Here is a 21,472-nt window from a genome sequence, read left to right on the forward strand (position 1 = left end):
ACAAAGTTTATTTTATTGATTTACTTCAGTAACTGAATAAATATCGATATTACTTGGTGTATTTGAATTCGCGTTAATTGCATTTTGAGAATAAGGAAACCTTTCTGGATGCTGTGTAACTGAATTATTATTTAAAGGAAAAGGAACGGCAATATCTGAATCTGATTTACGAAGCCTCCTAGCATCGTTAAAAGGAATAAATGTACCAAACCCTGTTACATATCGTTCTTCTATTATTTCTCTTAATAAAGCTCTTGTAGCATCAATACCATCGGCGTTCTCAATACCTCCATTATTAAAATCGGCAGTAACATAATCATCATATAGTAATATATCTGAAGAACTAACCTTATCAAATAATACTCCCGAAGCTGTTAACTGTCTCACCTGATTTAAATAGTTCAATCCTGTATTGAAATCTACTGTTCTTGCCCCTGTTTCTGCAAGAATCAATAAGTTTTCTTGATAAGAAACTAAATACATGTGTGTTAACTCACCAGTTATTCTTTTGGTAGTACCACTTCTATGCCTAGTATCTGCATAATACTTGTTTCTTGCTTCTTCATTAGTTTTTGCATTGTTTCTATTATAACTAGCTGTTGTACCCAATAAACCTGCACTATAGTTATCTCTATTGGTCGTCATATATCCAGCTCTTCCTAGCATAAATCTATACAACAAATTCTCTGCTCCGGTGTCTCTCGATGGTGGTACAAATTTCATTGTATTATCATTTGAAGAAATTCCATTTAAAGCTGCATTATAAGCCAGTGCATATTGCTTTGTTTGTAGATAATACCTTGCTTTTAAGGTATAAGCAACCTGAACCCATTTTGTAGGATCTCCTTGAAAGAATATGTCTTCATCAAGTGTTGTACCTACTCCTGATGTAGTTAGTTCAGTTATAGCTTCATCTAATCTTAATTGTAATCTAGCATAAACGTCACTTTGCTTGTCGAATTTTGGATCATATTGCGGGTTGTCTTGATTTGTGATAGCATCACTATACGGTATATCTCCCCAAATAGAGGTTGCGGTACCAACGGCATGTGTTTCAATAATCTTACTTATACCTCCTATTAATAGCTGCCTTGATATAGGCTCTGTAGGAAGTGATTCCTCTATTAAAGAATTTTGTTTTAAAATACCGTTGTATAAATATCCCCATGCACTATCGCATTCTTCTGTTGAAATACTATAGTTATGAAGTGCATCATATAATAATATTTCGCCTTTGAATTGTCCTGACCACATTCCAGATATACGTTGTAAATGACTAGAGTTAATTGCAATATCAGCCAGCATTGTTCCTTTTATCAACAAGTTAGCAGGTAAAGTAACATCTGTAGTTAAATTGTTTTTATTAAAGTTAATATCTTCAAATGAACTATCACAAGAGAAAATCAACATTAATGAAATTATATAAAAAGAAAATTTAGTTCTCATGATTTTAGTATTTTATTTTTATTGTAAATAAATATGTTTTAGAAGCAGGATTCGTAAAATAATCTATTCCAAATCCATTACCAACACCCGTCTGATTCGTTTGAGGATCTACCCCTAAGATATCTGTCCATAGCGCCAAGTTTCTACCTGTTAGCGTAAAATCTACTGAAGAAAGCTTTGTTTTCTTTCTAAACCATTCAGAATTCAATGTATACCCAATGGTAACCTCACTTAAACGTGTCCATGTAGCCTTATTGTAAAGGGTAAACTCATTAATTGGTGAAGAACCAAATCCTCCTCCTCTAGTCGTATACCAAGCTTGATTTAAAAGAACAGGTCCGGCACCAAAATCTCTAATATTACCTCTTACTGGTACACCTGCAGGATATACATTTCCATTAAGATCTCTTACATCTACACTCGGAATTACTTCATTTCCTACATCGGCATGTGTACCAAAGTTACCTAAGATAAAACGAGTTCTTTCAGAAAAATCTCCTCCTTGTGAGTGTTCAAAAAGTACATTAAAGCTAAACTTTTTATAATTTCCACGTAATCCGAATCCACCTCTCCAATCTGGATTAGGATCTCCAATTACTCCTTGTGAAACCGCTTGCTGTGGAAATCCATTGGCATCAAGATCAAAAGAACCATCTGGATTTCTCTTTGCTCTTGTTCCCCATAATGCTCCCATAGCATGCCCTACTACCGCTCTTGAACTAACAGAACCATCCGTTAGAGCAATAGACTCCGCTCCTTTAAGGCTTAATACTTTGTTTTTGTTATTGTTGAAATTACCATAAAAACTCATGTTTAAATCTTCAGACTTTAGGAAGTTATAGCTAAGATCTATTTCAATTCCTTTATTTTCAAGAGACGCTCCATTGTCCCAACGTCTAGTCGCTCCTAAACTTGGAGAAATAGGTACTGGTAAGATAACATCATTCACTTTATTATAATAATAGGTAAAACCAAGGTCTACTCTATTAAATAATCCAACATCAAATCCTACTTCATATTCTGTTTTTATTTCTGGTTTTAAGTTAGGATTTCCTAAAGTAGTACTGAAACCTAATCCACCACCAAAATCTTCAATATCTAATGGATCGCTATAGTCCGAAAAGCTTGGATTGATATAAACTGTTTGCGCTAAGTGAGGTCTTGGTCTAACTCCCACTTGACCTACTCCAAATCGTAATTTTCCTTTGGTTAAAATATCATTATCTATTAAGTTTGGCAACTGTTTAAACTGCCAAGATGCATCTACTGATGGATAAAAGAATCCTCCTTTAATACTAGAAGCTTTTTCATATGCAGCAGATAAGTTTAAGTACAATTGATTTTTATAATCAAAATTAGCGGCTCCATAAAATCTAAAGCTTCTCAATTTTCTAATTAAGTTTCTCGGAGGTAATATTTCAGTAGTAATAGAAAAACTTTGTAACGTAGTATTGGTAATAAAGTTCTCACCTCTGTTATAGACACTTTTCCTGTTTTGATCATTAAAATTATATCCAAACATATAATTAGAGCTAATAGTCTCAGATAACTTAAGGCTATTCGTAGTAGCTATTAAATCTAAGTTGAAAATACTATTATTTATATTATCTAATCTAAATTGACCTGTTGTTCTACCTGTACCTGCGGAAAATACAGGGAAAAAGTACCTTCTTTCATCTGAATAGGTATCATAACTAGATCTTAACTTTAAGTTTAACCAATCATTGGCCTTATAATTAAAATCTGTACTTACAATAATTCTATCTACTTCTGTTGGACTTTTTTGTCTGTATAAGGTCCACAAAGGATTGTTATACGCTGGAATACTGGCTCCAATATGTGATCTATATGCTCTATGTGATAATGGAGTTAAAACCCCATTGCTATCATAATAATCACCAATATAATCGGTATTATCAAAATCTGGAGCTCCTCTTAATAAACCTAAAAGTACCCCTGCTGTATTAGAACTTTGCTGAATTCTGTTAGATTCTGTATTGGCATATTGTGCAGAAGTTGTTACATCAAACTTATCATTAAAGTTATACTTTCCTGTAAATCCAACATTCAACTTTTTATAATCACTTGTTCGTATAATACCTTCTTGATCTATATATCCAAGACTAAATCTATAGTTTCCTTTCTCTCCTGCTCCACTAATACTAAAATTATGTTTGGTAGAAAAAGCATCTTGAAAAACAGCATCTTTATTCTTTTCTCTAAAAGTTTCTTGTGAATTTTTAGTTCTTATTAATAAGTACTCATTACCTGTTTGAGCCCCTACAAAATATCCTCTTTCTGCCTTGGTATAAAATACATCAGCTGCTCCAGATCTATCCGCTATTTTATCACCCCAAGATCTTGAGTTGTTAATTCTCCAGCTACCTCCAGATCCTTGACCATAGGCACTCTGTAATGGATGAAAGGTTGCCAGTTGATCAAATGATAAACTTGTTTTATATTCAATATTAACTTTTCCGGTATCTCGACCTCTTTTCGTAGTAATTACTAATACACCATTTGCTGCAGCAGAACCCCATATGGCAGCTGCTGATGCCCCTTTTAAAATATTAATACTTTCTATATCGTCATCATTGATATCATTTAAACGAGATTGTTGTACCGTACCTCCTGCACTAGCATTACTTCCATTGATATAATCATTACTTACAGGAACACCATCAATAATTATAAGCGGTTGTGTATTACCAAATATGGTATTAGCTCCACGTATTTGAATACTAGAACCTGCACCCGGATCACCGTTGGAACGAGCAATTCTAACTCCCGAAGCTTTTGCCTGTAATGAGTTAATTACACCTGTTTCTCCCGAAGTTTCTAGGGCTTGTGCTTTAACATTAGAAACAGTTGCTCCTAAGGTTCTTTTGTCTACTCTTATACCTAAAGCATTTACTACTATTTCGTCTAATTGTTCACTATCTTCTTTTAATATAACATCAATCTTTGATTTTCCTGAAACAGAAATTTCTTGGTTTTCCATTCCAATAAAAGAAAATACTAAAACTGAATTCTCATTTTTTACTTGTAGTGTATAGTTACCTTCAAAATCGGTTTCAACACCATTGGTAGTCCCCTTTTCTACAACGGATACTCCAGGTAAAGGACCTGTAGCATCTTTAACAGTACCTGATATTGTTTTTTGTGCATACACACCAATTGATGTGATTAGTAGTACTAAAAAACTTAAATAGAGTTTTTTATTCATATGTATTGATTTAGTTAATATTTAATTTGTTCAAAATTTTCATCATCTCCTCACCAGTTACCTTACCTACTATTTTAATTTTATCTCTTGGAGTAGCATCACCTATTTCATAGGTAATTCCCACTGCGTTCTGTCCGTATAAAAACCAACCTTTAGAAACAGGTTTTGTGCTGTTACCAGCTTTTTCATTTACTTTATAATTTGGAATGTTTTTTTCCAAAGCAGCAAACCAATCATCAATGAAAGTTGGAAGTGTTGTAGCCTCTCTTATTTTGTTTGTATAAAAAACATCTTCGTATGTGGAATGAAAATCAAGTCCCAACACAATTTTTCCTTTGTTTTTTTTACTCTCCTGTGTTATAAACTTAACAATCTGTTTAATTTCAGGTTGATGATATTCAGACCAATCTCTATTTGTATCTACTCCTCCAGCATTATGGCGCCAATGTCCTAAGTCTACTCCATCTGGATTTACAATTGGAAAGGCTAATACTCTATATTTATTAAGAAATTCGTTGGTTAGATTATTATCTTGTATAATTGTTTTTAAAAATTCTTGATAGGCAAAAAACCCTGTTACTTCTGGTGGGTGCTGTCTAGTTAATAAAACAACAATTGGTTTATTCTTTTTTTCTCCTTTGTAAATATCTAATACCGGTAAATTACGTCCTAGAGTTGTTTTACCTACGCTTTTTAAACGTATATAAGGTTTACTATTTATCAAAGTTTTATACCAATTTTCTGTATCTTTTGAAGTAACAATTTCCTGAGCCGATACCCATGTTGTATCTTTTGATACCCTCAATTTCATAGAAAAAGACTCTCCATTTGTAAAAACTCTGGAAGAATCAATAGGGCTCCAACTAGTCTCTTCTTTTTTTATTTTTGGTACATATCGATGTTTGTAACCTTTTGGATAATCAAATTGAATATAAATTGATTTTGGTGTTTCTGACCATATTTTAAAAGAATAGTATGTACTATTATTAATAGGCGTATTTTCTGGTCTAATAATGGCTTTTACGGCACTATCATTTACTTTTTCGAACCCGTTTAAACGAGCAGCATCAAAATTATTCGTAGCATAAACTTGCATCTCTTTAATAGAATATACCTGTTTCTCTTGCTTAGAAATTTCTTTATTGGTGGTATCTACCGGGGTTTTGAATTTGACAATTTTTGTTGAACTACACCCTGTTATAATAAAAAAAAGAGTTGCTAGTTTGGTAATGGTTAAATTGAATCTCATATAAACTTATCTATATTCGACTATAAAATTATAGAGTTAAATATGTATATTGTGCATACCAATTTTTTATCTTAAAGCATACCAATTTGTATTTCAATTTTAAAAGCTTATTACAAGAAACCAAAGAATGGAACGATGATAAGTCTCCTATTTATAAGAGAATATATAACTCATTTAAGAATTTAATTTTGAGTGGATCTATTCCTAACAATACACAATTACCTCCTACAAGAGTTTTAGCTAAAGATCTAGAAATATCAAGAAGTACAGTGGTAAAAGCTTTTGATTTGTTAAGTTTTGAAAGGTTTTTAATATCTAAAAAAGGAGCTGGATTTTACGTCAATTATAATTCTATTAAAGAGAATTTATCCAATAAAAATAGTGACGCGCTTAAATATCCAAGTATATCTAAAAAAGCGAGCTCTTTTTTAAAAAACACTTATTTAAATACAGATAAATTTTCTAAAAATAATATTGCTTTTAGACCTGGTTTACCTCCTTTAGACATTTTTCCTATTAACAAATGGAAAGAAATATCTAACAAATATTGGAGAGAAGCTACCCCGACAAATTTATCATATGCTCCTGCTGAAGGCCTTGATAAATTAAGGATAAGTATTATGAATTATCTTCGTATTTATAGAAATATAGAATGTAATTACCAACAAATTATCATTACTTCTGGTTCTTTACATTCCTTATACTTAATTGGAAATAGTTTATTAAACAAAGGGAATTCAATTGTTATGGAAAATCCTACTTTCCCTAGAGCTTATAAATTATTTAAAAGTTTAAAAGCAGATATTATTCCTTGTGAAATAGATTCAGAAGGTATTAATATAGATACTCTTAATTGCAAAAAAGTAAAGTTTATATATACCACTCCCTCCAATCAATATCCCTTAGGAGTTAAAATGAGTAAAAATAGAAGACAAGAATTACTCGAGTGGGTTTCGAAAAAGAACTCTTTAATTATTGAAGACGATTATGATCATGAGTTTAGCAATTGGGAAAAACCAATATCATCATTGTTTAGCTTGGATTCTGAAAAAAGAGTTATTTATACAGGTACTTTTAATAAACTGCTGCATCCTTCTTTAAGGATTGGGTATATGGTGGTTCCAGAATACCTCATAACTCCTATTAAAAGTATATATGAGCAATCTAGTAGATTTATTTCAATTCACTTACAAGAAAACCTTCATGAGTTTATAGTTAGAGATTACCTGAATAAACATATTAGAAATGTTATTATTACTTCTAAGAATCGAAAAAAACTGTTTTCTGAGTTAACTAAAGATTTTTTAGATGTTGGTTCTTCTTTTGATGGTTTACATTTAATAGGAAAAATTAGAAACGGAGATGAAAACGATAACTTAATTCATAAAAAACTTCTAGTTGAAAATGTGGTAGCCTACCCATTGAGTAACTACTATATTACCAAAAGCAAAAAACAGGGACTTGTCTTAGGTTACTCTTCAGTAAATGAAAAAGTAATGAAAGAAAAGATTTATAAAATGTCTAATACGCTAAAGTAAATGTTTGCTAATGATTCCAGTATTAATAATACAATCTAAAATCAAGTAGTCTACAGAGTTTATAATGCTTTTTGTGCAGTTCTTCTACTGCATTGAACATATCATCATCTTTTTTAAACAGGTTAAAAAAGGCTTTGTCTAGCTCAGAACTAGCTATTCCGTTAAATTCGTTACCATAACCAGAAATAGCTTTTGCACCCGTTATATCTAAGAAATACTGAGCTTCTTCTTCATCTAAATCAAGTACTTTGGCATTTGAAAAATGCAATATTTTATCATGCAATCTACCTTCAAAAAGCTCTGCTATTTCTTGTAAACTATAGTAATAATCGTTCAAACAGATACTATTGGCTTCGCCTGTCATAACAAAGTAGATGATTTCATAGTTTTTAAAGTGATGATCATCTAAAATTAAGGTATTTAAACTTTCTTCTAAATCTTCAATAGAATCGCAAGTTTTATAAATACTGGCAACTCCATATTGCATGGTTAACTCTTCCAATTTTATTTGTGTTTGTGTAGTCTCATGCATTTCGACATCATCCACTGCTTCTAGACAGAAAATAAAATAGTCTGTATTGATATATGCTTCTTGGGGTAAATGGTCTACTTTCTTTAACAAACTTCAGGATTTAGGAAAATAAAACACAAAAATACTTCTTTTATTTGTTCGTTAAATTGTGAAACAAAACATTTCTGTTATAAAAACATAATAAAAAAACCGACCTTTTCAGGTCGGTAATAGTTAAAATCAAGTTTTAACTGTGAAAAATAGTGATGATTTTTAGTCTTTCTTTGTATCACTAGAAGGTGGAACTAAAACACATCCTGAAAACATTTCTGTAATAGATTCCAATCCAAAATGATCTTTCAGCATTTTTTCAGAAGATCGAAGTGAACCATTTACCCAACCTTGCATATCTGACCACGATTCATTACACGTAAAAATAGCTTCTTCATACAATGGTTTCGTCATTCGGTTAATGACTTCTTTGTCATCAGCATTCAATGCCCATTGATGATAGGCATGCGGAAAATCATTTAAGCCATCCCATGAACGATAACTGGTTAATACTGGTTCAGGCACATAATGTGTATTAAACAAACTTTTAATTTGTTTGATGGCCTCAGCAACTACTTTTTTTGAAGCCGGAAATAAGGTTTGTGGTGTTTTAGAATGTTCTTGTTGTAAAGGACTATCAAATTTAGGTCCTACGTTTTGCAACCCTCTCCAGAAAACCGTATTGGTAAAGTCACAATAAATGGTAAGCGCAGCAGGTTTACCCTTATTAGGTTCTCCTGGAGCTGTTTGTACTGTGTAAAAAGGATAAATAGAGTTTATAGGTAAATCGGTAAATGAAGGTCCTGCTAATACAGCTGGTTGTCCTGTAGAACCATCTGCCCACCAAGGTCTGTCAAAATAAAGATTGATTTTCAACAAGTTCATGGGCTGAATAGAATTAATATCCTCCCAAAATACTCTTGAATTTTTATTTAGATGTAATACTGGTGATGCAGCAAACAACATTGCCATAGCTTTACTTGGAATGGCTAAAACAATTTGTTCAGCATGTATAGTCTCAGTTGCAGTATCTTGTTCAAAAACATACGCCGATTCCCCTTTTTTAGCAATACTTACATTTATGGTATAATCTCCTTTGGTACCATTAATGGTATTTACATTAATTCCTGTATGTATTATTCCTCCTAATTGAATTACTTTTTCTTCTAACTTACGAATCAACGAACTGAACCCACGCTTTAAGGTAAAGTACTGTGGATCTGCTGGGAAATCTTCTAAAATTTGCCAAGCTTCACCTGCATTTGGTAATCCTTGAAAAGGACCACGGAAGCCAAGTGTATCTGTTAACATGGTAAGACATTCTTCTGAATAGCCCATATTTCTTATTAATCCACCCAGTTGCCATTTGTATAACTCAATTCCGTCCCATTTAAACTGTAATCTAAATTTTTGCCAAAATTCAGGAGTTGGTTTTTTAGGAACATTTTCTACACCATTTACATTCAAAATACGCTTATATATTACATTTAAAATGTCTCCAGGGCTTTGATTTTGTTCTGCTGGTTCTAGGTCGTATAATTCACCCCAAATGGCCTTATTGTTTTCTTCTGATTCTGCTTCGGTAAAGCTATGACCTCTAAAAAAATATCTATTGGTGGTCATTGGAAAATAGACAGCATCTTTACATAAATTAAGTGCCGAAAAAAGCGACATTAATTCGGTCATCGAATCTTCAAAACGCATCCCTCCTTCTTCTTCCTTAACAATAGCTTCTTTATCGTCATAAGGATCTTTAATAGCCACTAAATCTGAATCGAGTCTACCTCCGGTACGATTTAAACGATCAAGAATTACTACTTTTCTTTTGCTATTCTGTTCCAGAAGTCTATAAGCTGTGTATAAACCTGCAACACCTGCGCCTACAATTAGTATATCTGTGTTCTTTGTGAGTGTTGAATCTTTTTTCATCTTTATAAATTAGTTAGTTATAAATGAGAATTTAATTTTAAAAGGCTCAACAGTATCATAGTAACATACCATTGAGCTATAGTTTTAATCGTCTTAGTGACGTCTATGATTCATCATTGGACAAATACTTTCATTTGACTTTATGTTTGCTTCTTCCTTAACTTCAACATCTGCTGGTAATTTGATAGATGGTAAACGTCTATCTAACGGAATGTCTTTTTCACGTCGTAAGGTATTTACTTGTATATGTGGCCATAAAGTAGTTCCTCCGTCTGATCCAAATTGAAATTCAAAATCTACAATTTGTTCATATTGAAGTTGCTCTATTAAACCACCGAATTCTTCATCATACACCTCTTCTATCCACATACGATAACGCATACGAACTACTCTACAATAGCGTTCAATCATTGGGTTATTGATCACCCCTCCTTGAACTCCAGTAGTATGAAACGAATCTAACTCAATCATATCATACCTTTTGAATCCTAGTCCTTCATTGGCATCTGATAATTTTAAATTCGGTTGTACGGTATATGGAAACTTTGCTCCAAATTGATCATAATTAAAGATTTTCTCGAAGTATGCACGACCACTGTTCACTCCTCCTGGTTCTTGATCTTCACGAGGCAATTCTGTCCATGTTGGTTTTTCACGAGATCCTGCAATCAAATCTTTTTCTGGATTGATTCCCATCGTTGGCGATACTGCCAAATATTGCTGTTCCCAAAGGTCAGCAATATGTGGAGCTTCTCCTTCCTTAGATTCTGTAATATTTCCTGTTAAGTGAATGGTGGTACCATGTGGAATAACCCCTGAACGAGAAATTTGATATGGTGGCACAAACTGTGGACCTAATTCTCCCGGACCAATTACAGGCTCTCCTCCATCTGTTTTTACAGACTCTTCATCCGAGGTGTGCTTATACATAGTTGGCGGGTGCTGGTATGGGCTATCTTCCTTCCAGGGCATTTCATGATCACCTAACCACAAGTACATTCCGTCTTCAAAGTGTTGTAAATCACCATTATCATCTATAATCGCCGTTTCATATTTAACAGCACCATTAAATTGCTCATTTGATCCTGCACGGTTACGTACAGGTGCGTTTACCTGCGTAAACTTAAGCTGCTCTGTATATTCTTGTGATTTGAAATGGAAAACTCCAAAAATGGTTTCTGACGAGGTTCCTGGTGAAGGCATAGGAGTGGTATGTAAACCCGTTGGGCCACCTTTCCAATTTACCCAAGTACCATTAAGTTTGGACAATATTCCGTGTTGAGATCCATTATTAGGTTTTGTTGGTAATACATCAGGTAGCTCTTTATAAGGTCTTACTGATGATTTTTGATGCTTGCTCATAATTTTGTTAGTTTAAGGTTAGTTATTTATGCTGGACAGATAAAAGGATACTCCTTATCATCTATCAATTTTTCTATGTTAAAGAAATCGTTTAACACCGATTCTGCTGTACAAAAAGCTCCTTCTACCCAAGCTTGATCATTAGAATAGGTAGATCCAATAATAAATAGGTTGCTATCTTTACCTTTTACCAAAGAAGATGGCTTGCGTATTTTTTGCTGTACATCTCCAATATTGTAATGAGAGAAATATGCATGATATCCAGCATTAAATGGTGGTAAAGACCAATCCATATACTTAGTTTCTAAAGGTTCAGGAACAGCCGTATAATTGGCTTCTGAACCAAAGTGTAAGTTTGCTAATTGCTGACGTAACATTTTCACCATAATGGCTGGTGCTTTTTTAGGACCTTCTAAGGGTTGTGTATCTTGAGATTCGGCTACTTTACGTTCTCTATTTGGTCCTATTTCTAAGGCTTTCCAGAAGGTTGTATAGCGGATATCATCATAGCTGGCAAGAATTCCGTAGATTTTTTTACCCTTTTTATCACGTGCATTGTCACCAAAATATACTACTTGTCTAATCGGCATATCGGTTGCACTCGGTCCAATAGTATCTAAATGTGCTACTTCTATAATTTGTTGTTTCTCATCATAAGTAAGACTTGCTTCAATTATAGTTTCTGTAGCATCTAAAAAGGAAGCTTGTGTGTCGTAAGTTACTTCTATAAGTGAAGTTACAGAATTATCATAGGCTTTATTGTTTTGCTCTGCCTTTTGTTTTGCTTTAGCTGCTTCAGAAGCTGCTTTTTCAATGGCCTTAAGGTATTTAGCAGGAAACTTATCTTTTTTAAGTTTTTTAACTCCTTCTTGTGTTAAAAAATAGCTATTTAACTTCGCAGGATACTTCGGTGGTGATGGTATATCGTCTCTCCACCAAGGTGATTCAAAGAACATTCCTATTTTATAAGAAGGTTGCATTAATACAGATTCTAAATACAACTGTACTTTGTCTTCATTCAACACATCAAAATCACCCGCTTTTTTGTTCATATATCGTGTAGCTTGCGCAACTAAATCAATAGCATATCTTCCCATAGCCAAGAATGCAGCATCACAAGTTTTTGCATCCAACTCTTTGGTAGGTTCTTTTCTACTAGCTGTGGTAAAGTGTATTGTATTTTTATTTTCTAAAATAGAGCGAAGTCTGGTATTCGGGTAGTACTGGAAGTCAATTCCTTTTTCTTTTGCGAGCTTTACCACTTCTTGAAATAAAGTAGAGAAAATACCAGAATATCCAATTGTTAAGGTTTTATAAAGTGTTCCAGGAGTAAATTCATTATTTACTTCAAATGATTGTGCAGAATTACTGTTTACTACATTAGAAGAATACCCATTACCATCTGCTAAATAGCTAAAACCTTCTTGTCCTAATACATCATAAGCTAAATTCCAATAACCAATATCCTTTAGTTTTTGTCCTTTTTTAAAGATAGAATCATCACCTAAATCTTTGGTTATCTTTCCGTTTTCATAAAAGTCACACCATTCTTTTCTTGTGGGTGGTAAAGCATCTTGCGAAACATCAATACCAACGCTTTCTATTTTAGTAAAACCATCATCTGGTGGTGAATATGCTCCATAATTATTTACATTATAAGGAGCTGGATTCTTTGCATCAATATCTGAGGTATACATACTCTTTGCTCTTAATGATAAAAGTGGATCACTCGCTTCATTAAAAGGAACGGAGTACTTCTCCAATCCAATTTCACTAATGGTTTTAGTTACCAATCGATGCCCAGGATTATTAGCATCATTTGGATTAGGATTGTTCTTAGTTTTCTTATAATCCCAGGCAGAATAACGCATTCCTCCTAACTCTAAATAAGAGGCATCCGGATCGTCTTTATAGTGCCACGTACAAACTCTAGCTCCAGCGGCTCTAGTTCCTTTTTCTTTATTTGAAAATTCATATTTTCCCCAGTCGTATAATTCTAAGACATCTCCTTTTTGTAAGTTTTTAGAAGTGTCTTTTGAATTTGCTGGCTTTCCTTGAAGTAATCTCCATGCGGTATATAAACCGGCCGCTCCTGCTCCGAAAATAGAATAGGTTTTGGTTTTCATTGTCTTTATATTTAATTGGTTAGTTACAGTTCATTTTTTGTGGAGTTAAGTTTTTCATTTGTCCTGCCAAATCTTTTTCAGGAATAACAATCTCAACTAAAGTAGGTTTGTTCGTTTTCGTAGAAGTAATAGTTTCTAATACTTGATTTAGTTCTTTGATGGTGCTTGCTTGATATCCATTCGCTCCATAAGCCTGTGCAAGAGCCATATAGTCCCATTTAGGTAAATAATCAAATTCATCAAATTTCCCATTTGGACAAAAAGCATCTACGTCAACAAAGACTTGTTCAATAGCGTAAACCTGATTACTCATTACGAAAATGACACTATTTACATCGTATTTTGCTAAGGTTGAAAGTGATTGACAAATCATCATAAATCCTCCGTCTCCTGCTATTGTCCATGATTGTTTTTTACTTCCCAATTGAGCTCCTAATGCTGCACCAGTTTCATAACCAATACATTGCCAAGCAGCAGAACTTATAAAACTATTTTGTTTCATTCCATAAATATTGGTAGCTACATACATTGCTGAACTCACTCCAAAGGTTAGATTTATTTGGTCCCATAAATTGTTGCTTTCTATATGCTTTACTGCATGTTGAAAAAAGCGATTGTAGGTAATGACTTCTGGTTTGTCATTGTATTTAGGGTCAGATGAAGAACTCCAAGGTTCTGGGTATGTTGGTTGCTCTGGTGCTTTATTCTTTAATGGATAGGTGGTATCATTTTCAAAACGTTCTAGCAAAGCTTCCATAAAATCTTTCATAGTAACTTGCTCATAATTATAATATCCAGCTCTAATTTCTGTAGTAGTAACCAATACCATATCTGAAAACTTATTTTCTACAAACCATAAGTAATCATCAGTTATTAATGTTCCTAAGCATAAGAAACAATCAGATTCTTTTACATAGTTTGTTACGTTTTCTATAGAAGCTGCATCAGAATAGGTTCCTATAAACTGGTCTCCTTTTTCATCTAATACTGTTTTACCAAGTGATGTGGTTGTGTATACAAATCCACTAGCATCTATTATTTTTTGAAGTAAATCCGATAATCCATGTCTTAAAACTTCTACACCCGCAAATATCATTGGCTGTTTAGCAGCTGTTATTTGTGTCCATGCCTGATCTACCGCATTTAGAAGTGCATCAGGTTTACTTTTTTTAACTTTTGGTTCCAATTTCTTTTTAGAAGGTCTTTTACAAGGTTCTCCCCAAACTTCACTATATGCAGCTATATATACAGGTTTTTTATGTGTGATAGCAGCGACTATAAGTTTGTCTATTTTTTTTGCTGCTCCAACAGAAGTACTCAACGTTTCTGAAGCAACGGTAACATGATTGTATATTTCTTGATCTGCTTTTAAATTACCTGTTGAATGATGGTATAGTACATTATACATATCGCCAATTTGGCGATCATTAGATCCCGGAGTAGCACTTATAACTACCATCGGACTAGATTCTACATATGCCCCAGCTACAGCATTTAATGCACTGAATGTGCTTACACCATATTGTAAAGAAACGGCCGCTAAACCTCTTGTTCGTCCATAAGCATCTGCCGCATAAGAAGCATCTAATTCATTGGAAGTACCAATAGTTTCAATACCATCGAATTTTTCTAAAGCTTGGGTAAAATTTTTAACGTAATCTCCTGGAATTTGGAATAACTCTGTAACATCTAATTGCTGTAAACGAGTTAATAAGTAATCCGCTACTGTGAACGTATCCTTTTTCATTGTTAATATATTTAATTGGTTAGTATAGTGGTACCAATTCGATCTTTACAATATTCAAGTTGTTAGATATCGAATGGCTTTATAAAATTGAAAAATTAAAAGGATGTTCTTTAATAAAAGGTGCTGAATGTAAGGAATTTGAGCATGAGAGTATTGATTGATATACCTAGCTTTTTTTTGAGACGCTTACATCAATATTAAAGAGAATCTAAAAAAAGCACTACAATACTTGTAGTGCTTGGATATTTAGGGTATTAAGAAAAAAGATTTAGAGATGTGATCTTCTAAATCCCTTATAATGTACGACTTTTTTAAGTATAAAAAAAGCACATAGAAATCATATATAACTCTGTGCCAATATTTTAATCACCAATAATACTGAGTCTTGTATATTAGTTTTATTTTAAAAATTAACTGTTACACTACCCTTTAAGAAAAATGGTGTACCAGGTGTAAAGTGAATTTCTTCAGTACTATTTGCTTCTCCTGGTAAACGAGATTCTGTAGCAAATTGTGTTTCATTCCAGTCAATATCAAAAAGGTTTTGAATCTGTAATCCAAAAGTTACGTTCTTCAACGAATATCCTAGATTAAGATCTGTTACTGTGTAACCTTCAGCAATAATAGAATTGTCTTCATTTGCTGGTCTGTCTCCGATATGTCTTAATTGCATACCTCCATAAAAACCTAACTCGCTTTTATATGTTATTCCGCTAGATAACGTAAAGTCTGGAGCTAACGGGATATAATCTTGTCCAGATGCTTCTTCTGATGCTCTCGCATGTGCATAATTAGCATCTAAGTTAAAATACAATTGGTGTATTGGTTCATATCTTAAGCTAAAATCTATTCCTTGACGTTTGGTTTTTCCACTTGGTTCTACAATACCTGCATCTCCTACATAGACAAACTCTTGTTCTAAAAACAAATACCAATATGCTGTATTGATTAATAACTTAGGCATTGGTTTCCACATAAAACCAGCATCAAATCCATACGAAGCAGGTAGTATTTCCTTACCATTTTGAGCTACCACTACTCTAGTATCATTTGAATGAAATCCTTTACCTGTTTTTATATAAAACTGTAAATCTTCATTATAGTTATAAAACATATTTAATTTTGGACTTACAATACTCGCTGTTTGCGACTGAGTTTGATAATTAGTTTGTAAATTATTATTGTATTCAAAATTGAAATAATCAAGTCGGATTGCTGGATTTATCGTAAACTTTCCAAAGTTAAAATTAGCACTTGCGTAAGCACCAAAATTGGTTTCATTAATATCACCAAATTGAATTTGGTTTAACGTTTGCCTTCTATTTAAAGTATGAGATAACTCATTATTAGAGCTTTGATCGTTTCTTAAGCTTATTCCAGCAGTAAAATTGGCGTCTATATCTACTAAATCTTGTGTGTATTCACTATTAAACCCAAAGATATTACGCGATTCTTTTTGCTTAATTTGATCTCCATTAACAGGATCGCCTAAAAAGAAGGTAAAATTAGAGAACAATTCAAAATGGTACTTATTATAATATACTTTGTTTTTAATAGATGAGTTTTCAGAAAGGATTTTATCATAGGTTAACAAGAAGTTAGAGCGACTTGTTTTCCCACCTTCTGTATCATCTATGGCACCAAAACGTGTTATTGATCCATTGTTTACAGCTCGTTGTGGTATTTGACCTGAGGCATCCCATTTACTCGTAAAATGAGATAGCGTCACTCCTACTTTATCAGAATCAGATACATTGGCTGTATATTTTCCAAAAATATTTAGCCTATTAAAGCTCTGTGGACTCTCAAAATACCCATCTGTAAGAATATATTCTGAAGCTATATAAGCACTTTGTTTATTATTATTTATTAAGTTGAACATTCCTAACAAACGTTTCGTATCAAATTGTCCCACTTCTAGCTTAACAAGATTAGATTTTAACCTGTTTTTTGTCTTGAAATTAACATATCCTGCTGTATTAAAGTTTCCTTTATCGGCATAATATGCTCCTTTACCAAAATCTATCTTATCTACGGTTTCTGGAATTACAAAATGTAAATCTGCATATCCTTGTCCATGGGCATGAGAAACCATATTAACTGGCATTCCATCGGCTGATATTGTAATGTCAGTTCCATGATCTATATCAAAACCTCGTAAGAAAATTTGTTCTGCTTTTCCTCCTCCTGCATGTTGACCAATAAATAATCCTGGAACTTTTTGTAAAATTTCTTGCGAAGAATTTACTGGGCTAGTTTGAATATCAACTGCTGTAATTACATTTAAAGCATTCAATTTTTTGCCAATGGTTATCTCATCTAAAGAAACCATGTTTTCTTCTAAAATTATATTGATTGGCTCAAAGTTTTTTACAACAATTTTTGTTTTTTTATAATTGATATGAGTTACTACTAAAGTATCTCCAACAGTTACGTGATGTAATACAAAGGCTCCTCTTTGATTACTATGTGTATGATGCTTATCATTGGTATTTAAAATATGTGCTTCTATAACAGGAATATCATCCTGAGTGGTTATTTTCCCTTTAAGGGTCTGTGCTATGAATTGTTGTGATATTAAAAAACTACAAAACATTATTAGCTTTTTCATCGTATTTTATTTTATGAATTTGGTTATTGTGAATGATTATTTTGTAATTGAAAGCGAATGTATCACTGCTTTTCTTTTTTCTTATTTAAGGTATTGTTAAAATTGTTAATAAATAGTATCAATGCTGCTTAGATATTCTCCAGTTAAAATAATGCGCCATTGAAATTAATGAAGCTCCTAATACTGTATTACCAACCTCCCATAGCACAGTAAACTCGAACCTTCCTATTCCAATAAATGTAAAACCAATTAGAGCAAAAATTAATGGCTTTATTTTATGATGATTTTTCTGATAACTCGGCCATAGAGACATAAAAACAAATATTACTCCGATAGCAATAAAGGTCCATTCTATATAAGGATTTTCCAAAAAGTGTAAGCTACTCAGCGAAGAGAATGATACTATTATAGGAATGGCCGCACAGTGGATTGCGCAAACAATAGAGCTCGTTAATGCTATGATATCTATGGTATTGTTTCTTATTTTCATTTCAATATATATTTAAAATTTATCACTGCAACTAAGTTGCAATAATACAAATATATTATATATTCCTAGTATTAAATGTAGCTTCTAAAAAATCATTCAATCATTTTTTCTCTTTGACAACTAACTATACTATTAAGAAAGAAAACACATATAGAATCAACGTTCTATATGTGTTACTACAATTAATTAAAAGACTGGATTATACTATTCTGTCTTTAAGTTTTTTGCTTTATTGTAAAATTCCTGGGCTTTATCTTTAGCTCCTAATTTATGATAACAATCTGCAAGATATTCCCAGCCTTTAGCTGAATTCGGGTACATTTGTGTTAGAAATGTTAATATTCCAACTGCTGGTTGTATTTGTCCTTGATTCATTAATAATTTTACCGCATTTAAAAACTTTCCTTCAAAATCAAAGAATTGATATCTTGGATCCTTTCTCATCTTAAGAACATCTCGCTGTATCCCTGCCATATCCCCTTTCATAAATAAGCTTCTAATATGTTCCATAGGTCTTAAAATAAATCCTTTAGGATCATAGTTAAATATGGCTTTAAGCACCGGATCTTCATTGTTTTTATATTCATCAAAACTCATCTCTACCGATAATTGAGGAGCCAACCATTGATCATTTTCCCAAGGAGCCTTGTCCTGCCACCAAGCAAAAGATAATCTTATCTTTAGTTTACTATTTGGTAAAGAAACCGGTGTAGCGTCGCCATAAAAATTTACATTTTCACTTGTAGGTTCTCCAACGAAAATAGCATTGGTATAATTGTCTAAACGATTTACAAGATTTTGACAAGCAGAGAATGTATTTCTTCCAGTAATTACAAATAACTTTCCTTCTTGATTGATTTTTTTTGTTTCAATAATCCCTGTAATAATAGGCTTTACCAAATAATTGTTTCCTCCACCATTTAAACGAACATCAAGTATTAGTTTTTCTACATCATTCGTCTCAATAAATTCAAAAACACGTTTGTAAAATGCTGCTATGGTTTCTGATTTATCATCTCTTACTCTACTATGTCTTACATATACTGTTTTCTCTTTTGGAAGATATTCGTAATAGTATATTTTATCCAAATTCTTTAGATATAAAGGAGTATTGTTTTGCTTTCTAGCGCTCAACCAATTATCTTTTTGTTGTACGAAGCCGTAAGTGGTTGGCAGCCCTTTCTTATTAGGTAATAGGGTAAATTCTTGTTCAAATTGGGTTCCTGCTTTTTCTAAAGTTAACTTAACAGATTCTTGCAATACTCTTGTAATTCCCTGAGCGTGCAATATTTCAGGATAGCGAATATTATTAATTCCATAAGCTTTAAAATATTGAGAGTTTTCTGCTTCTACCGTTGGTTCAATCAATTTAAGAACTTCTAAGATAGGCTTTCCTTCTACTGCAATTACTTTTGCTCCAACAGCTTTTGGATACATTTTATGTGTTCCTTGTATGTAAATTTCATCTTTAAATTGGTATAGACGAAAAGGAAACTGTGAAAATTCAAATGGTTTTTGATGAAAAGGGACATATGTATGTCCATATTTAAATAATGATACTAATCGAGAAAGTCCAACGATAACTTCATGTTGTTCCAAATTTGGAACTTCCATATATAATTTATCTGCCGCAGTATTAAATTCTTCTGATGTTATTTTTTTAAATAGGAACGGATATTTTTCATTAATCGTTTTCTGTAAAAATCGAATGTCTTGTTGCCACTGTTTTTTACTTACTGTTTCTTGTGCTGATAGTTGAAAAACTAAGAATAGCTGTAGTATAAGAAGTATTTTTTTCATGATGTGTTTTGTTAAGTATGATGATATAAATGATAACTGTGTAATATTTAAATTGTATTATTTACTCGTTTTAAAATGAACATAGAAAACGATTGTACTCCATATTTTATAGTATTCTCATCTACAGCAAAATTAGGAGTATGAGGCATGGATTTTATTCCTTTTTCTTTATTCGAGCCACCTAAAAAGAAGAAAACTCCAGGTACTTTTTGCTGATAATAAATAAAGTCTTCTCCAAAGTATGGTACCTGTCCGTATAACGGTTGAAGCATTTCCTTGTTATAAAAACCTTCAATAGTTTGTTTAGCAATTTCAGTTAGCTTAGGATTATTTATTGGAGTACCTGAATTATCTGGTAAATATGCAACTGAAATTAATAAATCTTTAAATTTAGATTGAACAATTTGTTGTTTTATTTTTAAGGGAATACTAAGCATATTCTCTCTATCTGTCTCGAAAAAACTAGCTGTATATACTAACGTATTTTGCGCTTTATAAAATTTTGCTCCGCTTCTAAAAAAGTAATCTTTATATATAGTTTCTTTATTGGCGATTCCTTTTTCAGGATCAGAAATATTATGAATAGTTTCCCATGGTGTTCCTTTAATAGGATTGCGATCAAAACCTTTTAATAGGGTATTCATAAAAGAAGCTAATTCCTTTTCGTTCCTGGTTGGTTTAAATGTTGCCTTAAGTGTTTTTTGATATGCAAACAATTCGTTCGCCTTATAACTAATTACCCCTGATTTTTCAGGACCAATATGCAGACCATAAATCTCATCGGGCTGGATTATTTCAAAAAGACCATTTTTGATCATATCTTTTGCCCCAGTAAATGTTTCTTCAGCAGGTTGAAAAATAAAGTACACAGTTCCTTTTAAGTTATGCTTTTGACGTGCTAAAATAGTGGCTAGTCCTAGAGCTATTGTTGTATGTACGTCATGCCCACAAATATGTCTTACACCTTTGTTTTTCGAAGGAAAACTTACCACATCTGGTTCTGTTGTTTTGATAGCATCCATATCTGCTCTCCATGCTATTTTTTTACCCTGCTTCCCTCCTTTTAAGATTCCAACTACTCCATATCCTCCAATATTCGTTTTTACCTCTAAGCCTATATTTTTAAGATAGTTAGCAATTTTCTGAGAAGTTTTCTTTTCTTGTTTAGATATTTCAGGATGCACATGCAGATCTCGTCTAACTTCTACTAAACGATCAAAAATTTCATCTGTTTGTGCTACTATTTCTTGGTAAGTATTTTTATCGTTACTTGTTTGTGCTTTTATTACACTAGCAATAAACAAAAGACTTAATATTGTAAACTTTAACTTCATAATATAATTTTTTTTGGTTTAAATTATATCACAAATATTACCTTATTCTAAA

General features: G+C 32.6%; 13 protein-coding genes. 1 reads left to right on the plus strand and 12 read right to left on the minus strand.

What is annotated here, in order from left to right; translation table 11 throughout:
- Positions 1-12 precede the first annotated feature (12 nt).
- From Q0873_RS04035 to Q0873_RS04045, 3 genes are read right to left on the minus strand one after another with little or no spacing between them, the layout of a single operon-like run.
- On the minus strand, positions 13-1,446 hold the full coding sequence (locus Q0873_RS04035; protein WP_299104540.1) for a SusD/RagB family nutrient-binding outer membrane lipoprotein: 1,434 nt from the start codon (positions 1,444-1,446) through the stop codon (positions 13-15).
- Between the two features lie 4 nt (positions 1,447-1,450).
- The gene (locus tag Q0873_RS04040; protein WP_299104541.1) at positions 1,451-4,672 is read right to left on the minus strand and encodes a SusC/RagA family TonB-linked outer membrane protein; all 3,222 of its coding nucleotides are present in this window, start codon (positions 4,670-4,672) and stop codon (positions 1,451-1,453) included.
- A gap of 10 nt (positions 4,673-4,682) precedes the next feature.
- Positions 4,683-5,921, minus strand: a complete 1,239-nt coding sequence (locus tag Q0873_RS04045; RefSeq protein ID WP_299104542.1) for a M14 family metallopeptidase — start codon at positions 5,919-5,921, stop codon at positions 4,683-4,685.
- Positions 5,922-6,007: 86 nt separating this feature from the next.
- On the opposite strand from Q0873_RS04045, the gene Q0873_RS04050 reads away from it, so the two are divergent.
- Positions 6,008-7,459: a PLP-dependent aminotransferase family protein gene (locus Q0873_RS04050; protein WP_299104543.1), complete on the plus strand. Its 1,452-nt coding sequence runs from the start codon at positions 6,008-6,010 to the stop codon at positions 7,457-7,459.
- Between the two features lie 22 nt (positions 7,460-7,481).
- On the opposite strand, the gene Q0873_RS04055 is transcribed toward Q0873_RS04050, so the two are convergent.
- The 9 genes from Q0873_RS04055 to Q0873_RS04095 all read right to left on the minus strand — a co-directional run bounded on the left by Q0873_RS04055 (position 7,482) and on the right by Q0873_RS04095 (position 21,420).
- Positions 7,482-8,081: a DUF6642 family protein gene (locus tag Q0873_RS04055; protein ID WP_299104544.1), complete on the minus strand. Its 600-nt coding sequence runs from the start codon at positions 8,079-8,081 to the stop codon at positions 7,482-7,484.
- Between the two features lie 162 nt (positions 8,082-8,243).
- On the minus strand, positions 8,244-9,950 hold the full coding sequence (locus tag Q0873_RS04060) for an FAD-dependent oxidoreductase (RefSeq protein WP_299104545.1): 1,707 nt from the start codon (positions 9,948-9,950) through the stop codon (positions 8,244-8,246).
- Between the two features lie 93 nt (positions 9,951-10,043).
- The gene (locus Q0873_RS04065) at positions 10,044-11,312 is read right to left on the minus strand and encodes a peroxidase, FMP-type (RefSeq protein ID WP_299104546.1); all 1,269 of its coding nucleotides are present in this window, start codon (positions 11,310-11,312) and stop codon (positions 10,044-10,046) included.
- 26 nt (positions 11,313-11,338) lie between these two features.
- The gene (locus Q0873_RS04070; RefSeq protein ID WP_299104547.1) at positions 11,339-13,438 is read right to left on the minus strand and encodes a hypothetical protein; all 2,100 of its coding nucleotides are present in this window, start codon (positions 13,436-13,438) and stop codon (positions 11,339-11,341) included.
- Positions 13,439-13,457: 19 nt separating this feature from the next.
- Entirely contained in the window at positions 13,458-15,185 is a 1,728-nt protein-coding gene (locus Q0873_RS04075; protein WP_299104548.1) for a thiamine pyrophosphate-dependent enzyme, read from the minus strand.
- 403 nt (positions 15,186-15,588) lie between these two features.
- Complete coding sequence (locus Q0873_RS04080; RefSeq protein WP_299104549.1) at positions 15,589-17,796, minus strand: TonB-dependent receptor; 2,208 nt, start codon at positions 17,794-17,796, stop codon at positions 15,589-15,591.
- A 118-nt stretch (positions 17,797-17,914) separates the two neighbouring features.
- Positions 17,915-18,286 carry a MerC domain-containing protein gene (locus Q0873_RS04085; protein ID WP_299104550.1) on the minus strand — a complete coding sequence of 124 codons (372 nt, stop codon included), beginning with the start codon at positions 18,284-18,286 and terminating at the stop codon, positions 17,915-17,917.
- A 204-nt stretch (positions 18,287-18,490) separates the two neighbouring features.
- Entirely contained in the window at positions 18,491-20,086 is a 1,596-nt protein-coding gene (locus tag Q0873_RS04090) for a hypothetical protein (RefSeq protein WP_299104551.1), read from the minus strand.
- A 47-nt stretch (positions 20,087-20,133) separates the two neighbouring features.
- Positions 20,134-21,420 (minus strand): amidohydrolase, encoded by a 1,287-nt coding sequence (locus tag Q0873_RS04095; protein WP_299104552.1) that lies wholly within the window; start codon positions 21,418-21,420, stop codon positions 20,134-20,136.
- Positions 21,421-21,472: the final 52 nt, after the last annotated feature.

The sequence above is a fragment of the uncultured Tenacibaculum sp. genome (genome assembly GCF_947498805.1).
Taxonomy (GTDB): Bacteria; Bacteroidota; Bacteroidia; order Flavobacteriales; family Flavobacteriaceae; genus Polaribacter.

What these genes read in the sequence shown, in the direction of transcription:
- Q0873_RS04085 (WP_299104550.1), bottom strand. Translation starts at nt 18,286, where the DNA reads ATGAAAATAAGAAACAATACCATAGATATCATAGCATTAACGAGCTCT.
- Q0873_RS04080 (WP_299104549.1), bottom strand. Translation starts at nt 17,796, where the DNA reads ATGAAAAAGCTAATAATGTTTTGTAGTTTTTTAATATCACAACAATTC.
- Q0873_RS04045 (WP_299104542.1), bottom strand. Translation starts at nt 5,921, where the DNA reads ATGAGATTCAATTTAACCATTACCAAACTAGCAACTCTTTTTTTTATT.
- Q0873_RS04065 (WP_299104546.1), bottom strand. Translation starts at nt 11,312, where the DNA reads ATGAGCAAGCATCAAAAATCATCAGTAAGACCTTATAAAGAGCTACCT.
- Q0873_RS04090 (WP_299104551.1), bottom strand. Translation starts at nt 20,086, where the DNA reads ATGAAAAAAATACTTCTTATACTACAGCTATTCTTAGTTTTTCAACTA.
- Q0873_RS04040 (WP_299104541.1), bottom strand. Translation starts at nt 4,672, where the DNA reads ATGAATAAAAAACTCTATTTAAGTTTTTTAGTACTACTAATCACATCA.
- Q0873_RS04095 (WP_299104552.1), bottom strand. Translation starts at nt 21,420, where the DNA reads ATGAAGTTAAAGTTTACAATATTAAGTCTTTTGTTTATTGCTAGTGTA.
- Q0873_RS04060 (WP_299104545.1), bottom strand. Translation starts at nt 9,950, where the DNA reads ATGAAAAAAGATTCAACACTCACAAAGAACACAGATATACTAATTGTA.
- Q0873_RS04075 (WP_299104548.1), bottom strand. Translation starts at nt 15,185, where the DNA reads ATGAAAAAGGATACGTTCACAGTAGCGGATTACTTATTAACTCGTTTA.
- Q0873_RS04070 (WP_299104547.1), bottom strand. Translation starts at nt 13,438, where the DNA reads ATGAAAACCAAAACCTATTCTATTTTCGGAGCAGGAGCGGCCGGTTTA.
- Q0873_RS04035 (WP_299104540.1), bottom strand. Translation starts at nt 1,446, where the DNA reads ATGAGAACTAAATTTTCTTTTTATATAATTTCATTAATGTTGATTTTC.